Annotated in this window: 15 protein-coding genes; 8 read left to right on the forward strand and 7 right to left on the reverse strand. The window is 59.9% G+C overall.

The features are described from left to right. Positions 1-2: 2 nt before the first annotated feature. The 6 genes from ACG2LG_RS13975 to ACG2LG_RS14000 all read left to right on the forward strand — a co-directional run bounded on the left by ACG2LG_RS13975 (position 3) and on the right by ACG2LG_RS14000 (position 6,353). Positions 3-1,256, forward strand: coding sequence for a restriction endonuclease subunit S (locus ACG2LG_RS13975; RefSeq protein WP_396259967.1), 1,254 nt, complete (start codon positions 3-5; stop codon positions 1,254-1,256). Between the two features lie 40 nt (positions 1,257-1,296). Continuing rightward, positions 1,297-2,037, forward strand: a complete 741-nt coding sequence (locus ACG2LG_RS13980) for a hypothetical protein (protein ID WP_396259944.1) — start codon at positions 1,297-1,299, stop codon at positions 2,035-2,037. Positions 2,038-3,042: 1,005 nt separating this feature from the next. After that, positions 3,043-4,887 carry a DUF262 domain-containing protein gene (locus ACG2LG_RS13985; RefSeq protein ID WP_396259946.1) on the forward strand — a complete coding sequence of 615 codons (1,845 nt, stop codon included), beginning with the start codon at positions 3,043-3,045 and terminating at the stop codon, positions 4,885-4,887. 129 nt (positions 4,888-5,016) lie between these two features. After that, positions 5,017-5,466 (forward strand): hypothetical protein, encoded by a 450-nt coding sequence (locus ACG2LG_RS13990; protein WP_396259948.1) that lies wholly within the window; start codon positions 5,017-5,019, stop codon positions 5,464-5,466. Continuing rightward, entirely contained in the window at positions 5,456-5,890 is a 435-nt protein-coding gene (locus ACG2LG_RS13995; protein ID WP_396259949.1) for a helix-turn-helix domain-containing protein, read from the forward strand. Before ACG2LG_RS13990 ends, ACG2LG_RS13995 begins: the two co-directional genes overlap by 11 nt. Beyond that, positions 5,793-6,353, forward strand: coding sequence for a hypothetical protein (locus ACG2LG_RS14000; RefSeq protein WP_396259951.1), 561 nt, complete (start codon positions 5,793-5,795; stop codon positions 6,351-6,353). Before ACG2LG_RS13995 ends, ACG2LG_RS14000 begins: the two co-directional genes overlap by 98 nt. A gap of 216 nt (positions 6,354-6,569) precedes the next feature. Here ACG2LG_RS14000 and ACG2LG_RS14005 read toward each other — a convergent pair whose 3' ends face one another. The 4 genes from ACG2LG_RS14005 to ACG2LG_RS14020 form a co-directional block, all read right to left on the reverse strand. After that, positions 6,570-6,848 carry a hypothetical protein gene (locus ACG2LG_RS14005; RefSeq protein WP_396259953.1) on the reverse strand — a complete coding sequence of 93 codons (279 nt, stop codon included), beginning with the start codon at positions 6,846-6,848 and terminating at the stop codon, positions 6,570-6,572. Positions 6,849-6,925: 77 nt separating this feature from the next. Beyond that, positions 6,926-8,206: an AAA family ATPase gene (locus ACG2LG_RS14010; protein ID WP_396259954.1), complete on the reverse strand. Its 1,281-nt coding sequence runs from the start codon at positions 8,204-8,206 to the stop codon at positions 6,926-6,928. Beyond that, the gene (locus ACG2LG_RS14015; protein WP_396259955.1) at positions 8,203-9,144 is read right to left on the reverse strand and encodes a CHC2 zinc finger domain-containing protein; all 942 of its coding nucleotides are present in this window, start codon (positions 9,142-9,144) and stop codon (positions 8,203-8,205) included. Before ACG2LG_RS14015 ends, ACG2LG_RS14010 begins: the two co-directional genes overlap by 4 nt. A 15-nt stretch (positions 9,145-9,159) precedes the next feature. Next, positions 9,160-9,360 carry a helix-turn-helix transcriptional regulator gene (locus tag ACG2LG_RS14020; protein ID WP_396259957.1) on the reverse strand — a complete coding sequence of 67 codons (201 nt, stop codon included), beginning with the start codon at positions 9,358-9,360 and terminating at the stop codon, positions 9,160-9,162. Positions 9,361-9,452: 92 nt separating this feature from the next. Between ACG2LG_RS14020 and ACG2LG_RS14025 the strand changes: the two genes are divergently transcribed. Beyond that, on the forward strand, positions 9,453-10,271 hold the full coding sequence (locus tag ACG2LG_RS14025; protein ID WP_396259959.1) for a helix-turn-helix domain-containing protein: 819 nt from the start codon (positions 9,453-9,455) through the stop codon (positions 10,269-10,271). Positions 10,272-10,303: 32 nt separating this feature from the next. Here the strand turns inward: ACG2LG_RS14025 and ACG2LG_RS14030 are convergent, their stop codons facing one another. Both ACG2LG_RS14030 and ACG2LG_RS14035 read right to left on the reverse strand, forming a co-directional pair. Continuing rightward, entirely contained in the window at positions 10,304-11,449 is a 1,146-nt protein-coding gene (locus tag ACG2LG_RS14030) for a tyrosine-type recombinase/integrase (protein WP_396259960.1), read from the reverse strand. 280 nt (positions 11,450-11,729) lie between these two features. Continuing rightward, positions 11,730-13,343 (reverse strand): hypothetical protein, encoded by a 1,614-nt coding sequence (locus ACG2LG_RS14035; protein WP_396259961.1) that lies wholly within the window; start codon positions 13,341-13,343, stop codon positions 11,730-11,732. Between the two features lie 2 nt (positions 13,344-13,345). Between ACG2LG_RS14035 and ACG2LG_RS14040 the strand changes: the two genes are divergently transcribed. Next, positions 13,346-14,137 carry a zinc ribbon domain-containing protein gene (locus ACG2LG_RS14040; RefSeq protein WP_396259963.1) on the forward strand — a complete coding sequence of 264 codons (792 nt, stop codon included), beginning with the start codon at positions 13,346-13,348 and terminating at the stop codon, positions 14,135-14,137. Positions 14,138-14,141: 4 nt separating this feature from the next. On the opposite strand, the gene ACG2LG_RS14045 is transcribed toward ACG2LG_RS14040, so the two are convergent. Next, complete coding sequence (locus ACG2LG_RS14045) at positions 14,142-16,325, reverse strand: hypothetical protein (protein WP_396259965.1); 2,184 nt, start codon at positions 16,323-16,325, stop codon at positions 14,142-14,144. Positions 16,326-16,431: the final 106 nt, after the last annotated feature.

Genomic DNA, 16,431 nt, shown 5'->3' on the forward strand with positions numbered 1-16,431 from the left:
AGATGCTCGACCGATCCAAGAACAAGGGAGAGCCGTGCTTCTACCTTAGAAACATCAATGTGAGATGGTTTTCCATCGACCTATCAGACCTCAAAGAGGTCAGAATCGCGGAGCAAGAGAGGGATAAATTCTCGGTTCGGGATGGAGACGTCTTTGTTTGCGAGGGTGGAGAACCAGGTCGGGCTTCTGTCTGGAGAGGAGGCGACAGCCAGCTCGTTTACCAAAAGGCACTGCTTCGCTTCCGCTCAAATGGTTCCGTGATTCCTGAATGGATCGCCTACCGCCTCCGCTTGGACGCTGCCAACCGCGTACTCGAAGACTTCTTCAGCGGCACCACCATCAAGCATTTCACGCGAAAATCGTTTCTGAACTACAGCCTCCCGGTTCCTCCCCTCGCCGAACAGAAACGCATCGCGGACAAGCTGGAGGTGCTGCTGGGCCGGGTGGACGCCTGCCGCGCCCGCCTCGACCGCCTACCCGCCCTCCTCAAACGCTTCCGCCAATCCGTCCTCGCCGCCGCCACCTCCGGCAAACTCACCGAGGAGTGGAGGGTGGAGGAGGCGGTGGGCGACGACTGGCACGACACCCAAGTCCAAGATATCGCTCAACAGATCTTCGACGGTCCTTTCGGGTCCCACCTGAAGACCGTCGACTACACCTCGTCCGGCATTCGCGTTGCAAGGCTTGAGAACATCGGCTGGATGAACTTCCACGCTGACAAGGAAGCCTTCATTTCACCGGCGAAATACAAGACTCTGACGCGGCACACCCTGAAGAGTGACGACGTACTTTTTTCCTCCTTCATCTCCGAAGAAACTCGGGTCGCCGTCCTACCCGACTCATGGTCAGGCAATGCCATCAATAAATCGGATTGCTACTGCATTCGCGCCGATCAGCAACGCTGCCTCCCCAAGTTCCTGATGTTGCGCCTCGCATGTCGCTCAACCTTTCACCTCCTTGCTGAGAACGTTCACGGTGCCACCCGCCCCCGAATCAATCTCGGACAACTCAAGAGCTTTACTTTCGCCTTACCCTCCCTCGCCGAACAACAAGAAATCGTCCACCGCGTCGAAGCGCTCTTCGCCTTCGCAGACCGCATCGAATCCGGCCTCGCCGAGGCCCGCAAGCTCATCGACCGCCTCACACCCGCCACCCTCGCCAAAGCCTTCCGCGGCGAACTCGCCCCCCAGGACCCGAACGACGAACCGGCCGCCCGCCTTCTGGAGCACCTCGCTGCGAGTAGCCCCACGCCCTGATCGAAGAAGCAAAAACGACGCACCTGAACTTACAAGATCAATGACATCGGAAGAAGTTTCTAGACGCCTGCAACTATTCAGAAGCCAGGAATGGACCCGCGATGACATTACCGATTGGTATGGGATTGACTGGGAAGACGCAGATACGCAGCGCGTCTTGCTCCAAGCCCGCCTCTTTGCCGGAACTCATCACCACCCAACAGAGCTCGGTGACGGGCCCTACAATCGGAATCACTTGGAAGTGTTCCTACAGCGTCGCGAACTGGTTCCCATTAACATCGCGGCATCCGAATGGGCGATGAGTAAGGAAGACTTTATCGAAGTGATAACCACATTCAACGATTCAGAATACGCGACCATCATCGGGCCATGCGGCCCTTCGCTGCACATTGTTCGGCGCTCTTTCCTCAGGGATTTCCACAAAGCATTCGACTCTTTAAGGCACTCAATTTTCGCGAATCACTCCTCTTATATTCAAAGAATTCACTCCGTAATTCGATCACGTCTTCATGTATCAGTTACGACGATCTACGATAGCACGGACGAGCGGCTAGATGAACCTGATCGTCGTCCTGGATACCGCCCTGATTGCCTGACACAGCCCACAGAGCACATCGGCCTCGGAAGGGAGATCCCGCTCGAAACCGGCAAACCGATCGAGCTGGCTCCTGACTATTGCTCATGCAGCACCTATTTTGACCACCAATCTGTCCTTGAGAACTCCGTATTGGGGATCAGGCCCGCCATTCAGCAAATCTTGGATCAATTGGAAGGACTCTGATGAGCACTGAACCGCTGCTTGGCGCGGAAGGGATGGCCAATTTAACCAATTCCCTTTTCCGTTGTGGAAGAGGAAGCGGGAGATACAGGTTCCCAGTCGCGACTGAGTGGTCTGATGTGGACCTTCGGAATGAGCACTACAACCCTACCCAGTTTTTCCGGCGCATCGTCAAATCGGCATGCGGCATTCAGCACCCTGATCGAAGGACAGTCTATCAATCCATCAAAAGCTGTCAGCTGGCACAGGGGGTGGGAATTTTCATCGACCTGTCGTGGAACGAAAGCCTGATTACTCGGTGCTCTGTCCAGGCAGTGGTCACGCCAGATCGAGATTTGGAGTTCTTGTATTGGAGACGGAGGGCCAAGTCACAATACTACCGGCTAGACTATTCCTTTGAAGAGCGGGGACAGATTTTCAACCACCCGTTCCCTCACGTCCACTCGATTCCTGATGGACAGCCTCGATTTCACTTCCACCAACATCCGGACATCTTCCCAGCTTTCGTCTTGCTGGATTTTATCATGAGAAATCGACACTATGGTCGTTGGCAAAGGTGGCTTCTAAATGAATATTCCAGACGACATGCCGGGGAGATACCTGAGGACGAGAGGACTCCGGAGCAGCTTGTCGAGGATTACAAGGTCGAATCCGAATGGGCGAGATCTACCACTAGTACTCGAAATCGCTTCATAGCCGGCCTAAAAGACGCCGGCCTGCGAGCGCTTCAAGCAGCCTCCGAGGATCTTCCGAAAGTCGATCGTGAGTTACTGCATTTGAACTATTGGCCCTGATCTCAAAGCTTCTCTCTGCGTCATCATGTCCGACCTCAAACTCTTCAAGCTCACCTACGACCACGTCACCGAAATCCCTGCTTCCTCGAGGGCCGTCGAGAAGTCGCTCAAGGCCTTCATCGAAAAGCACCTCGAAAACTGATTCGCATCCTTTACAAGGCTCAATTCTCCTAGCCGAAACCACCCGGCCTTCCCCCTTCCTTCTATCCAGATCATGAGCACGTTTGACAGCACCAAGACTTCGCTTCCTACCATTATCCAGGACATCACCGAAGGAAAGATCCAGTTGCCCGACTTCCAGCGTGGATGGGTTTGGGACGACGAGCACGTGCGCTCGCTTCTGGTGAGCATTGCCCGCTCTTTTCCGGTTGGTGCGGTGATGCTCCTCGACACGGGTGGTGAGGTTCGCTTCCAGGTGCGACCGGTGGAAAACGTCGCGTTCCCCCACGGTCAGCCAGAAGCAGACCAACTGATTCTCGATGGCCAGCAGAGGCTGACCTCACTCACCCAGGTGCTGGCCCTTGACCGGCCCGTGAAGACCTTCAACGAGAAGAAGAAGCCGATTGAACGCTACTACTACATCGACATCGCCCTCGCGATGGAGGACGGCCGGCTGGACGAGGCGATATTCGCCGTCGATTCCGGCCGGCAGATCAAGAGTGACTTCGGCCGCAAGGTGGACCGCGACCTTTCGACTCGTGAATTGGAGTGCACGCAAATGATGTTCCCCTGCCGGGAGATCCTCAACTCCGACTCATGGGAAGAGAGCCTCCAGGACTTCGCTCCGGACAAGTTCGGAACCTACATGTCATTCCGGAAAACGGTGCTGAGCGCCTTCCGAAGCTACTTGCTTCCGGTCATCGCCCTCGGGAAAGAGACCAGCAAAGAGGCGGTCTGCCTCGTCTTCGAGAAGGTGAACACAGGCGGCGTCCCACTGACGGTCTTCGAGCTGATTACCGCCTCCTTCGCCGCAGACGGCTTCAACCTTCGCGACGATTGGTTCGGCAGCCGCCTGCGGAAGGTCGAGGGCCGGCACGAACGGCTGAAACGGGAGAAACTGCTGGAGCCGATCGAGAACACGGACTTCATCCAGGCCATCACCCTCCTTCATACGCTGGAGCGCCGCCGTGCCGACATAGCGGCGGGCAAGACCGGCAAGAGTATCGCCCCCGTAAGCGCCAAGCGCGTTTCGATGCTGTCGTTGGCGCTGGAGGACTACCGCCGCTGGGCCGATCGCGTGGAGGCCGGGTTTGGACAGGTCGGCAAGTTCCTCAAGAACCAGTGCTTCTTCTCCGACCGTGACATCCCCTATCGAACTCAGCTGGTGCCGCTGGCCGCGGTGATGACATGGCTTGGTGAGGAACGCTGGCGGGAACCGAGGATCTACGACAAGCTCTGCCGCTGGTTCTGGTGCGGGGTCCTTGGAGAACTTTACGGAGGAGCGGTCGAAACCCGTGTTGCAAACGATCTGGAGCAGCTCCTTGAATGGTTTGAGGATGACAATGCCCTGCCACGCACGGTCTACGAGGCGAATTTCCAAGAGAACCGGCTGGCGACGTTGCGGAGCCGCAACAGCGCCGCTTACAAGGGCCTGAACATTCTCGTCCTCCGCGACGGTGCCAAGGATTTCTTTTGGAAGTCCGACATCCAGGAACTCGAAGCAGGCGATATCAATCTCGACATCCACCACATTTTCCCGCGCAAGTGGTGCGAGGACAACGGGATCGACCGGAAGGTGTACGATGGCATCGCCAACAAGACCCCGATTTCCGCCAAGGCGAACCGGATGATCGGCGGCAAGGCTCCCTCCGCCTACATTCAGGCCATCCAGTCCCACAAGCAGGTCCAGATCGCCGACGAAGGGATGGACGAAATCCTCCAGTCCCATCGAATCGATCCCGAGTTGCTCAGGGACGACGATTTCGCCGGCTTCGTCGCCGCCCGCACCCGTTCACTTCTCGACCTCGTCGAGGCGGCGATGGGCAAGGAAGTCGAACACCTCCCCGAAGGAATCGCCCCCGAAGCCGAAAGCGAGGAAGGAGAGGAGGACTCGGAGTAGCGGTCCACCAAAGACACCAACCCGTTACAATCGTCCGAATGGCTACTTCAGAAAACGTTTCTGCCGATGCTCCGGAGGTGAGGCTACGCCGCGATCTTTAGGGAAAATTAACCAAAATTTCACCTGCGCGTGAAAAAGTCACTGGAAATCACGCTTACCACCCTGCATGTTGGCTCTGCCAAGCGGGTGGTCACGCTTGGCCTGAACGGAAAGGACCTCGCCCATGATTTCCTCCTCAAGCTCGGCAAAAGCAATCCCCAGGGTCTTCAGAGCATCCTCAAGCGGCTCGAAGTCGTCGCGGAGCACGACCGGATCGAGAACCGCATCACCTTTCGGCACGTCGGAGACCAGATTTTCGAAGTGAAGACCAAGAGCGGGCTCCGCTTCTACACTTTCCCCGATGAAATCCAAGGACTTGGCTGCCAGTTCATCGTCGCCGCCTGCGGCGGGAAGAAGGGCAACAAGAAAGAGCAGTCCGCCGACATCTCCAAGGCCAAGCAGCTTCGCAAGGCCTACCTGAAAGCGAAGCAAGCCCCGTCCACCAAACTCACCCTCGTCCCGCTACCTGATGAAAATTGAAATCCAGAAACCCGACCGCCCCAGCGAGCTTCAGCAACTCGTTTCCCGTCTCCCTTTCGATCCGGAAAGCGAAGCGGAATTCCAGGGGCTGATGTTCGTCGAGCAGCTCCTCGGCCTCATGAAGGAGAAGGGCATCAACCGCACCCAGCTCGCCAAGAAGATGGGCGTAGGGCCGTCCCGGGTGACGGCCATGCTCAACGGCACCAGCAACTTCAAGATGGAGACGCTGGTGCGTGCGGCCGACGCTGTCGGTGCCTCGATCTCGACGGCTCTCGTTCCCAAGGGAGCGAAGGCGCAATGGCAAATTTACCGGGACGACGAAGTGCATGCCGCTTTCCGTCCCGAGCCGAGGACCGAAGTCCTCGCCAGTTTCACCCTCGAAACCGACGAAATCGCCGACCACGACGATGCCAACGCCGCTTAAAGCCTCGCCCTTGACTCTGGAGCATCACACGCTGCTGGCGTTTGAGATCACCGCCTCGGAGTCTGCCGAACCTGACGGGCACCACTCGCTGCGGACAAACCGGAAAATCGAACGGCACCCTGAAGACCCTCTGAAGTGGATGGTCGATCTGACCGTCGAGATTGGGACACCCGACAGTGCCAAGCAGGCACCCTACTCGGGAAAAGTGGTGGTCCGCGGCTGGTTCTCCGTGTCGGAAGCGTATCCAGAAGAGAGGCGCAACGCCCTCATCGAAGTCACCGCCGCCTCCATCCTTTACGGAACCTGCCGCGAAGCTCTGGCAAACTTCACAGCCCGGTCCGTTCATGGCATGCTCTCGATTCCCTCGGTGTCGTTTGAGCCGATCACGAAGAAACCGGATGCAACCGGCCGGAAAGCCAAAAAGGCGGCAAAGAAGAAGTCCGCTTCAGGGCAGCGGTCCTGATCGCCCGATGAAACGAGTCTTCGATTTTGCCACGATCGGCTTTCGTTCCCATGCGGAGACGTAGGAGTTCGTGACCCATCCATCCGTCTCCCGCTGAGCGGTTCTCGACTACGCGCGACTCAGCATCGAGCCCATCAATCTGGCCTGGCCGCTGCGTCTTCACCGACAGACGCAAGGACCTGGAGTTCCGAGATGCCGGGCGGGGGGGCGAGATGCTCAATTCCTCGCCGTATCCGGGCATGGTTTGAAGACTTCCACCAGCATGGTGTGCTTGCTCCCCGTCGGAAGCATGACCGCAATTGTCTGCTGCCAGTGGTCGGCACATTCTTGGTAAATCCTCTCCATCCACTCGATGTAGGCGGGGAGATGTTTCGGAACCATCCGACCGATCACATTCGCGTTCACGGTCGGTTGCATTCCCTCGACCAGCGGGGCTTCGACTTCGACGATAATTGTCAGGTTCTCTGAGAACCGCTTCTTGTATTTCTGTCTCATGGATTTGGCGTTCGGTAGTCCCGGCAGGGATCGATCGATTGAAATGCCGCACCTAAAGGTTGCGGCATTTTCATCGATCAATCGCTCTCGACTGCCGGAATTGGGTTTCCATCGATTGACGGAAAGTTTTCAGCAATCGCCTCCCTGTGACCGAGGACTTGGATCTTTCGGCAACCGACAGGGCTTCCATCCGCCCTTTTCTGCTGTTCCTCTCGCAGCACGACTAGAATCTCGCGCTCGAGCGCTTGGCGGACCCTCTCTCTGCAAGTCGAATTGGCTGCTCCGGACTCGTCCTCACATTGCGCGGTCAATTCCGCTCTGCGGATGCCTTCCACACCTGCCTCCAATGCAATCCTCTCGATAATTTCGAATGTGATCTTGGCAGGCCGACCGGCCTTCTTCGGCGAAGCCTCGGCCATTGATTTTCGAGCTTCGACGCATCCTATCATCGTCCATGACGGTTCTCCTGGGTCAGCACTCCGCTGAATGTAGCAGGTCGAAGTGAGATTCCCCTCGTCGTCCCGCCACCCAGCAGCCTTCGGGCGTTTCGTGGCAACCAGAGCCATGATTTCCGGGTCCGAAGTGGGCATCATGGCCAGCCCCACCCGCGGCCAGTTGTTCCACTCGTTGTGTCCAGACGCGAGATAGAGTGGATTCACATCCTTCATGCGCTGCGACTCGATCCCCGGCAGCTTGTTCGTGTGGTGAAACACGACCGCTCCGCAGTCAAATTCCTCCAACAGCGGGTTCAATCCAACGCGCAGGAAATCGGCGACATCGACCGCAGAGTTCGCCTCTCCTCCGAGGTACGAGAAGGCAGGATTGATGAAAACGAGATCGGGACGGTGCTTCTCAAGGAGCGGACGCAGCACCTTGTCAAAGAAGCCAGGCCCAACGTGGCTTCGTGTCTCGCAGACGTGCACGTTCTGCTTCAGCAACTTGCGTTCCCAGTCATCAAGGGGTTCCATCGCAACCAAGGCCCCGTCTCGCATGAAACCGTTGGTCCATTCCACGTCCTCCGCTTCGACAATCAGGATCTTGAGGGGGCCGGACGGCGCGATCCCAAGATAAATCCGGCCGCACCCCCAGTGCAGCGCCATGCCGATCGAAAGGGTAGATTTTCCACCACCCGTTTGACCGACCACCACCATACCCTCCGCTCGGAACATTAGGCGTGACTTGAGGAGTTCCGCCCCTTCCGGAGGCTCGGTCCGCAGGTCCATCAGGGGCACCGCTTTTGGAGATTCTGGGAGCGGCTGGCCTTCAGAGACCTGGGCGGCACCTTCTGCAAACTTCCGGATTCCTTCCGGCCCTTCAGCCACAAACCTTTCCCGAAGGTCTTTCGGCTCCTTGCTCATCTTGCCCCCTCCTTCCCGGCAACCCGCACGGAACGGGCAAAGGGCTTTAGCAGTCCGGCGACCTTTTCGGCGGCAGTCGTGCCCGCTTGATCCAAGTCAAAGAGCAACAGTGCCTCCTTCCCCTGAAAAAGCTCCGCCCACTCCAGCGGAAATGATGTGCCCGGAGAAGCAACGACCGCCGCACCCACTCCCCCACCCCTCGGGTGCAATTCCTCCAGTCCAGCCGCGACTGCGGCGACGCAATCGGACTCGCCCTCGCAAATGTAGATCCGCCTGACCTCCTCGCGGGCGGCGAAGTGCCACCTCCAAGGACGGCTTGCTTTCCCCACGATCCAGCGAAAACGAGGCTTCCTTCCAGGCAAGTTCCGCAGCTTGGCCCCCGTTTCGTAGAGGTAGACCAGCCGCCCGCTTGCCCACCCAAGGGCATCCGTGGTGTAGCAGAGGGATCGGACCACTTCGACAGGCACGCCGAGTTCATCCGCGACCTTTGCCAAAAGCCTGGGCGAAGACCACAGACGCCACCTTGCACGTCGATGCCGCTCCTCGAAGTCGGCAGGTAGGACGATGGGCTCTGATTGGGGACGGCGGGGCGGAGTTCTCCTCCCCCGCGGGTGACGACTTGGAGTTTGAGCCACAGTTCTCGCGCCGACGACCGGCAGCCCAAGAACCGCCGCGACATCATCGAGCGCCTCCTTGAATCCAGAAGCCCGGCCCATCGCGATCGCGAGGTCGAAAACGTCCCCTTGCCATCCACACGAACAGATGATCCTGGGAAGGCCATTCCGACCGATGAAGACGGAGAAGGATGGGTTGCGGTCCGGGTGGAAAGGGCACCTTGCCAGCCAGCGTTTGCCCGACCGGTGAAACTCGATGCCGACTCGCTCGGCGTATTCAAGAAGCCGGTGCCGACACAAATCGCGAAGTTCGGAGAAGTTCATGGCTCGTTCTCCCGATTACTTGCGGGTGATGGCCTTCACGGTCCGTTGCTCGATCCACTCGGCCAGCGCGGCGGGATCGTAGCGGACGCAGCGACGACTCAGGCGGACGCACGAAATGCGACGGGCCTGGGTGAGTTTGCGGACGGTCTTCAGGGCGACACCGAGCATCTCGGCGGCACCTTTGGCATCGATTAGGTGGGGTGGGTGTGGCTTCATAGCGGTCAGCGGCGTCGTGCCGAACTCCCTAGGGTTGAATAGGAATCCAGTGATCCCGCCAATCGATCGAATGACCAAAACTCTAACTGAAAATGTCCAAACGAACGGCAGAGAACCATCCAGTTGCTGTTCTGCGCAACGCACTCGGAATTGATCGCGAGTCCTTTGCGCAGCAGATCAGCAGCAGCAAAGGGACAATTCAGGCGGTGGAGCTGTATGGCCGCACTCTGCTCACCGAAGAAGCGGTCGCAATCTCCTCAGCATACGGAGTGTCGGCGAGTTGGCTGATGGCGGGCGACCCGGGGGCTCCGATCCGCGATTGCAACGAAATGCTCGTCGAGCACTGGCCCAAGTGGCAGGGCGAGGAGAAATACAGCGAGTGGGTTGCAGGCCGCAAGGCGCTCTGGAACGAGAATCGCAGGTTGTCCCGACGAGAAGAGGAGATACTCGAAGCAATCCTCCCCGTGGTAAGAATCGCTCTGCGGCGGGCAATGAGAGCCGTCGGAGACACGGTCTTGGACAGCGTTTCTCTCAGCTACACAGCATTTGCGGCAGAATCGCTCAATTTCCCATGGCCGAGCAAGAAGCCAGCCCGTATCAACCACACGCGGATTCGCAAGACGATTGCCGAACTGGCAAAAAGTCCCGAACTCTGGGAAAGCGACGAAATGGTGCGTTACGACACCGTGAAGTCCGCCAACCAGCATTTCAAGCAACTCCCCGAGACGACCGCACGGGAGCTCCTTCAGCAATCTATCGCGCGAGAGAAGGCTCACTTTGAGCGTGGCACCGGTCCCTACCGCCTAAAGCCGTTGAGGCAGGGGAATCCCAGATACCGCCACGGATGGGTTTGGAGGCTCGCCAACAGAGCGGCTCGCTTGGGCCAAACCACCAGCCGGAGAGTCCGGTGACACCTCATTCGCGATACGCGAAAGAGAACAATTTATCCTGCCTTCTGCTTCCCCTTCTCTCCCTTCGGCTCTTCGGCCTTCGGAAACACTCCAAACCAAGCTTCTGCCTCCTCCGTAGTCGCCCGCTCCTGATAGTGGGCAAAGGTCACCGCCGCCGAGGTGTGGCCCATCCACAGCGCCACCCGATCCGCGCTCTCCTCGCGAGCAATCGCATAGCTGCCGTAGGAATGCCGCAGGCCATTGTCCTTCCAATGCACCGCTGGCCGCAAGACCACGCCATCGTCGTCCTTTTGCTCCTTGCGAAGGATCTTGCGGTATTCGCTGAGGCGCTCGTCGAGGCGCTTCTGAGTCACCGGCCCCGACACCCGAGCGACCTTCTTCAGCCATGCCCGAAGCGCTGGCTCCATCGGCACGAACCGGCGGGAAGCCGTCTTCGAGTTCTCCGCCGCCACCTCGATGTGGCCCTTGTCGAAGTTGATCTCGCTCCAATCGAGCTTGGAGATCTCCGCCACCCGGATTCCGGCCAGTCCGCCGATCGCCAAGGCGGGCAAGAGTTCCTCGGGCGCATTCTCCAGAATCACCCGCAGATCGTCCGCTGAGAAGATCTCGACCGGCTGCGGCTTTTTCCTGGCCCGGCTCGTCTTCCGCATCGGGTTGTTCTGGCAGTAGCCCATCCCCTCGCACCACGAGAAGAACACGCCGAGGTTCCTCCTGTAGTTGTTCCGGCTGGTCGGCCCCACACCCAGGCTGACGAGCCACCGATCCAGTTCCCGCACGGTGATGTCACAGACCGCCTTCTTGCCGAAGGGTTCCTCGAACTTGGCCAACCTGAGCTTCAGATCCCTCGCGTAGCGCTCCGAAGCCCCGTCTCGCTCCTTCGAGTCGCGGAACTGCCGGATCGCCTCTGAGACCGGCACGGAGGCCGCGATCTCGGCTCGCCGGTCCACGAAGGACTGGATCGCTTCCCTAATCGAAACACCCAGAGGCTCTAGCACCTGAACCGCCCATTTGAGCTCTGACAATGCCTCATCGTGAACCGCAGCGGCTTCAGTCCCCTTGTTCTGAACATCGATCTCCTTCTGCTCCTGGAACTCCTCGGCATCCTTCTTGAGCTTGAACCGGCGATAGCGGCGAGGCTTCCCCGGAGTGGCCGCGGGCCAGTAGACGACCCACTTCATTTCCGGACGCACCTCGCTTCGGTAGCGCCGCAGGGTAACCTCGGATGATCGCTTTCTGGCCATGGTTTTGCTCCTCCGTAGCGACCCATGAAACCCCAGAAACTCTTCGATTGTCTAGTCCAAAACTCGTCCTCTCCAAAAATCCCTTCTATTCCATCACCTCCATCGGATTTTAAGTCCGCGGCGTCTACCGATTCCGCCACGGTGGCTGGGGATGGTGGGGATCGGAGACTTCAGGTCACCAAGCCTCACCGGGAGCGATGCTCTGCGAGCCGGTCCCTCACTGTCGACCCTGAATCGAGCGGATGGCCTGCTCGAGGGTGACCCGCAGCTCGGAGGTCGCTTCCTTTTGCGCCTCCTGCAGGACGGGCACGCTCGCTTCGGTGCCGACCCGCCCGAGCAGGCGCGCCGCCGAAATCAACTGCAAGGGCGCATACTCGCCGAGACCCTGGAGCAGCTCATCCTCGATCACGGGTCCCAGGTCGCCGTAAAGAGTCTCCCACTCGGAGGCATCGGCCATCCACAAATCGTGGAGCAGCGGCGCGGACTCCGCATCCTTCTGGCTTACCAGAAATTCCACCATCGACCGCGGAACGCTCTCTTTCCCGCGGATCCGCTCGAGCACGACAGCCCGCACGATCTCCTGTGCATCGTCTTCGGGCCGGGACCAGGTCAGCAACGCGCGGGCGACGTTCTCCTTCATTTCAAGATCCCCCTCCTGAAAGAGTTCCAACATCCGCCGCACGATGTCGGTGCGGAAAAGGCGGGGCTCGGCGGAACTCAGGCGGCGGACCGCCGCGCTCGCCCGATGCAGGTCGATGCTGTCGAGTTCCCGGCGGTTCAGTTCGTAAAAGGAGGGGTCCTCCGCATCCTGAAGCTTGTTGAGGGGGCCCTGGACGAAGCTATCGTTGTCGACCATCACCTCGATCACCTGAAGCTCCCTGATGACGCGGGTCACCTTGCCGAACCGTTCGCAAAGCTTGCGGATTCGTCCGAGTTCGGGACTGACGTCGTAAAGGACCATCAGGTAATCCGAAGGCGGACGGGTGTAGGCCCATGAACGGGGACCGGCACCGGTCGTCCGCATCAGGTAATCGACGATCTGCTCCTTGTTGTAGAGCCGCGTGTCGCGCAGCCAGATCCCGATCGCGGTCTTGCCCTGGCTTTCTCCATCGATGCCGTAGGTCTCGAGAGCCTCGGCCATCTTGTTGTACCCCATCTCCTCCTTGAGTTCGGCGAAGGTATCGTCCGGCGAGGCAACACCGTCGTCCGGAAGATTGGTCGGGACCAGGGTTGGGCCCGCCCCGAAATCGGAATCGTCGTCCCGGGATGGAATTCCCTGGGTGAAGAGGAAGGGAAGCGCCAGGAGGACGATGGAAATCGCCAGCCCCCCCGTGACGGCCTTGATGCGCTGGGCGGGATTGGCAAGGAACAGCAGGACCCAGGCGATCAGCGCGGTGAAACCCGCGAGAATCAACCGCTTGGCCATTGGCGCCCCGTCGAGGATGCCGCCGGTTCCCCCTCCGAAGATCAGTATCAGGGCGACAATCACCGCTCCCGTGACTCCCGCCAGCCCGAGGAGCACCCGGCTCGGGGAAACGGGATCGACCACGGCCCGCGGGTCGGGATCCGGCGGCGGATCGACCGTGTCGAAGCTCGGAGCCGGGCTGCTCCGGAGCGGAACGCGGCTGAAGCGCTGCAGGGAAGGGTCGCGCTGCTCGCCCGGGTAGAACTTCCTGGTCCGGATCATGACGCTCTCCTCGACCCGGAACCTCTGGTCGCAGGTACCGCACTCGACCATTTTGCCCGCCAACTCGGGACCCACCTTGAAACGCTGGCCACAACCCGGGCAGCGGATCGTCACCATCTCCTTCTCCGGTTCAAGCTCGTCCATCGATGCCCCCAGCATGCCCCGACTCGGCCCCCGATGGCAATACCCGTCCCGGGCTTGCCGGGTCCGGTGCGAACCGCTACTTACCCGGCATGCTCGAATCGATTCAGGATCTTCTCATCGTTCAGAACCGTGACCGCCGCCTGCTCGACCTCGAGAAGCGGATCGACGCCCTTCCCGGGGAGGAATCGCGTGCGCGGGGCCGGCTCGCCGCCGATGAGAAGGCGGTCGCCGACGCCAAGGCCGCCCTTCAGCGGAACGGAGTCGACATCAAGAACGTCGAACTCGATATCGAGACCCGCCGCACGACCATCGGCAGGCTCAAGCAGCAGCAGTTCGAGACGCGCAAGAACGAGGAGTTCAGCGCCCTCGGCCACGAAGTCGAGCGCTACGAAGAGGAGATCGACAAATACGAGACCCGGCAACTCGAACTCATGGAAGAGGCGGACACCCTCCGCAGCACCCTCGAAGCCGCGCAGGCAGCCCTTGAGAAAAGCCAGTCGGTCGTGGACGAGGACCTGAAAAGCCTCGCGGAGAGGCGAAAGAACCTCGAGGCCGAAGTCGAGGAGACCCGGCTCCTGCGGGATGAAGCCGCGGCCGGGATCGAGGATGAGTTGAGCACCCTCTACGATCGGCTGATGAAGAAGAAGAATGGTCTCGCCGTCGCACAGGTCCAGAACGGTCAGTGCGGTGGATGTCATGTCCGGCTCATTCCCGCGACCCTGATCAAGGTGCAGGCCGGCACCGAAATCGCCCAGTGTGAAAACTGCGGACGGATCCTCTATCCGGAGGAATGAGGACTCACGGTGTCCCGCTGGCGGAGTCGTAGTGGTCCGAGCGGCGCTCCTCCAAGACGACCAGCCAGTTCATCATCATCACCGGAGGCAGGGCGGCCGGGTGCTCGATCGGAGAGAGGTTCACTTCGATCTTGTCGTGGTCCATCTCCAGTTCCGCCGCGTTCTTCAGGTCGAGCAGGTGGACGGATTGGGATGAATCCTCCCGCCCGCCGGCCAGACTTCCCATCTGCCCGGTGATCTTCAGGCGAAACGGATTGTACTCGGCCCCGTAGCGCTTCTCGGGCGCGAAAAGGGAAGCGGGTGGATAGAACGGCGACGCCAATCCACTGCCGGCCGGGGGCGTCGTTCCGACGGTATTGAAATCGTCGGCGAGATAGAGACGGAGGTTCGTCACCATCGAAAACCCCCTGGTGAAGGTCGTGAGATCCGCGCACTCGTCGAGGATGACGCCGTAGTCGAGATCGGTGCACGGGATGGACGGCTTCTGAAGGTAGGCGCTGCCCTGATAGTCGACGTTGATCGAAATCGAGTGATTGACCTCCGGGCCGTCCGCCCCGAGTTGGCCGAGGAAGTTGGCGAAGCGCTCCGGATAGACCTTCACGCATGGTCTCGTCTCGTGGAGAAGCACGACTTCGAAGGGATAACTCGGGCGGTAGTAACCGGCCTTGAAGGTGCCGACCAGGGGGTCACCGAAGCGGGCGTTGTTGAACGACACGTTTCCCGTCACCCCTTCCTCGTAGTAGTAGGACCCGTTCTTTCCATAGGCCACATCGACCGGATATTCGAAGAACACCGTGTCGTGCTCGTCGGCGCAGTAGATGTAACCCGGGGGCAGCCCGGCATCAGGACCCTCACCGAGGTCGATCACCAGCTCCTCCCTCAGGCCGTTCTTGAAATAGCGGAATGTCAGCTCCGAGGGAAAGGCGGTGTCGGCATCCGGAACGTCGGTGATGTCCAGGTTCATCGCGCACTGCAGTGCACCCACCGAGTATTCGTTCCATGTCGTCGGGGAGACGGTATTGGTTTCCGGATCATGGGCGTAACGGTCGAAGAACTCGACGCCGCGGTTGATGGGCACGAAGGCGGCCCGGCCGGACTCCGAGGCCAGCGACACCGGCATGAAGCTGCCGTGATCCAGCTCGTAGCGCTCGCGCACACCCGGCGTGAAGGGATTGGTGACCGCCTCGCCCGCCGCAAAGAGGGGATTGTCGCCGACGGTCGCATCGCCTTGCAACTCCACCGCGTGGCGTCCGGAGAGACGCTCGAGCGCCATCCCCGGGGCGATCTTCGCACGGCTGGAGTACACGCCGCCCTGGATCGTGAAGTCCTGCCACTGACTGCCGTCCGCGTGCTGGCCCAGCACCGTGAAGGCCTCGGCCGAAATCGCGAGCTGCGAGGGAACCTCGTAAATGGAGATGACGAAATCCCGCTCCCGCTTGGCCAGCTCGGTCCGGTTGCGCTGGTGCGCCGCCAGGTCCATCTTGAACGCCCACCAATTCCGCTTGGCGACGAAAGGCTGCCCCGGATTGGCATATCCGAAGCGGATCTGCGGGTAGGGAATCAGGTTAAACTGAGGGTATTCGGCGACCGGCGCCCCCACCCTCTCGGACGCTAGCGATCCGTAGTATTTCTTGGTGCTGATGATCGGCCAGACGTCGTCGTTGTCGTTGACCTGGGAGGTCACGCTCTCAAGCGGCGGCGGAAAGCCGGCGCCGAAGTCCTGGTTGATGCCCGGCGTGGCGTAGCTCGGGCGGTTGTAGGTATGATAGGCCCAGAAGGTATTGGACGAGTAGATCGTGGCATCGCCCGGATTGCCGACGATCGAGTCCTCGAGTCCGAACTGCTTGAGGGTTTTGTTTTCGATGGACTCGCTGCCCATCGCCTGGTCGATCGCCGCCCGGAAAATCCGCTGCCAGCGGAGTTCGTAGCTGTTGTTGCCGGAGTTTGACTGGTCCTTCATGCACATCATCGCCCGGTTGGCCGTGATCGGCACGATTGCCCGCAGGACCGCATCCTCCTTCATCTCGTAGTCCACCCGCAGGCTGACATCGCGCTGGGTGTCGTGCGAACGGATCGAGGTCCGGTAGCTGTTGATCAACATCACCAGCATCGTGATCCCGAGCGAGAGCACCATGACATACGACACGTAGCCACTCCGGCCTCTTCCTTTGATCGTCGCGGTATTCATTCTGTTCCTAAAGTTGTTGGGTTCCCGAATACACCAGCTCCTCCCCGTTCGGGCCGGTCAGGTACATCCGCAGCACGCCACGCTCGACGGCGAAGCTCACCAGCGT

The sequence above is a fragment of the Haloferula sp. A504 genome, from assembly GCF_044385805.1.
Lineage (GTDB): Bacteria > Verrucomicrobiota > Verrucomicrobiia > Verrucomicrobiales > Akkermansiaceae > Haloferula.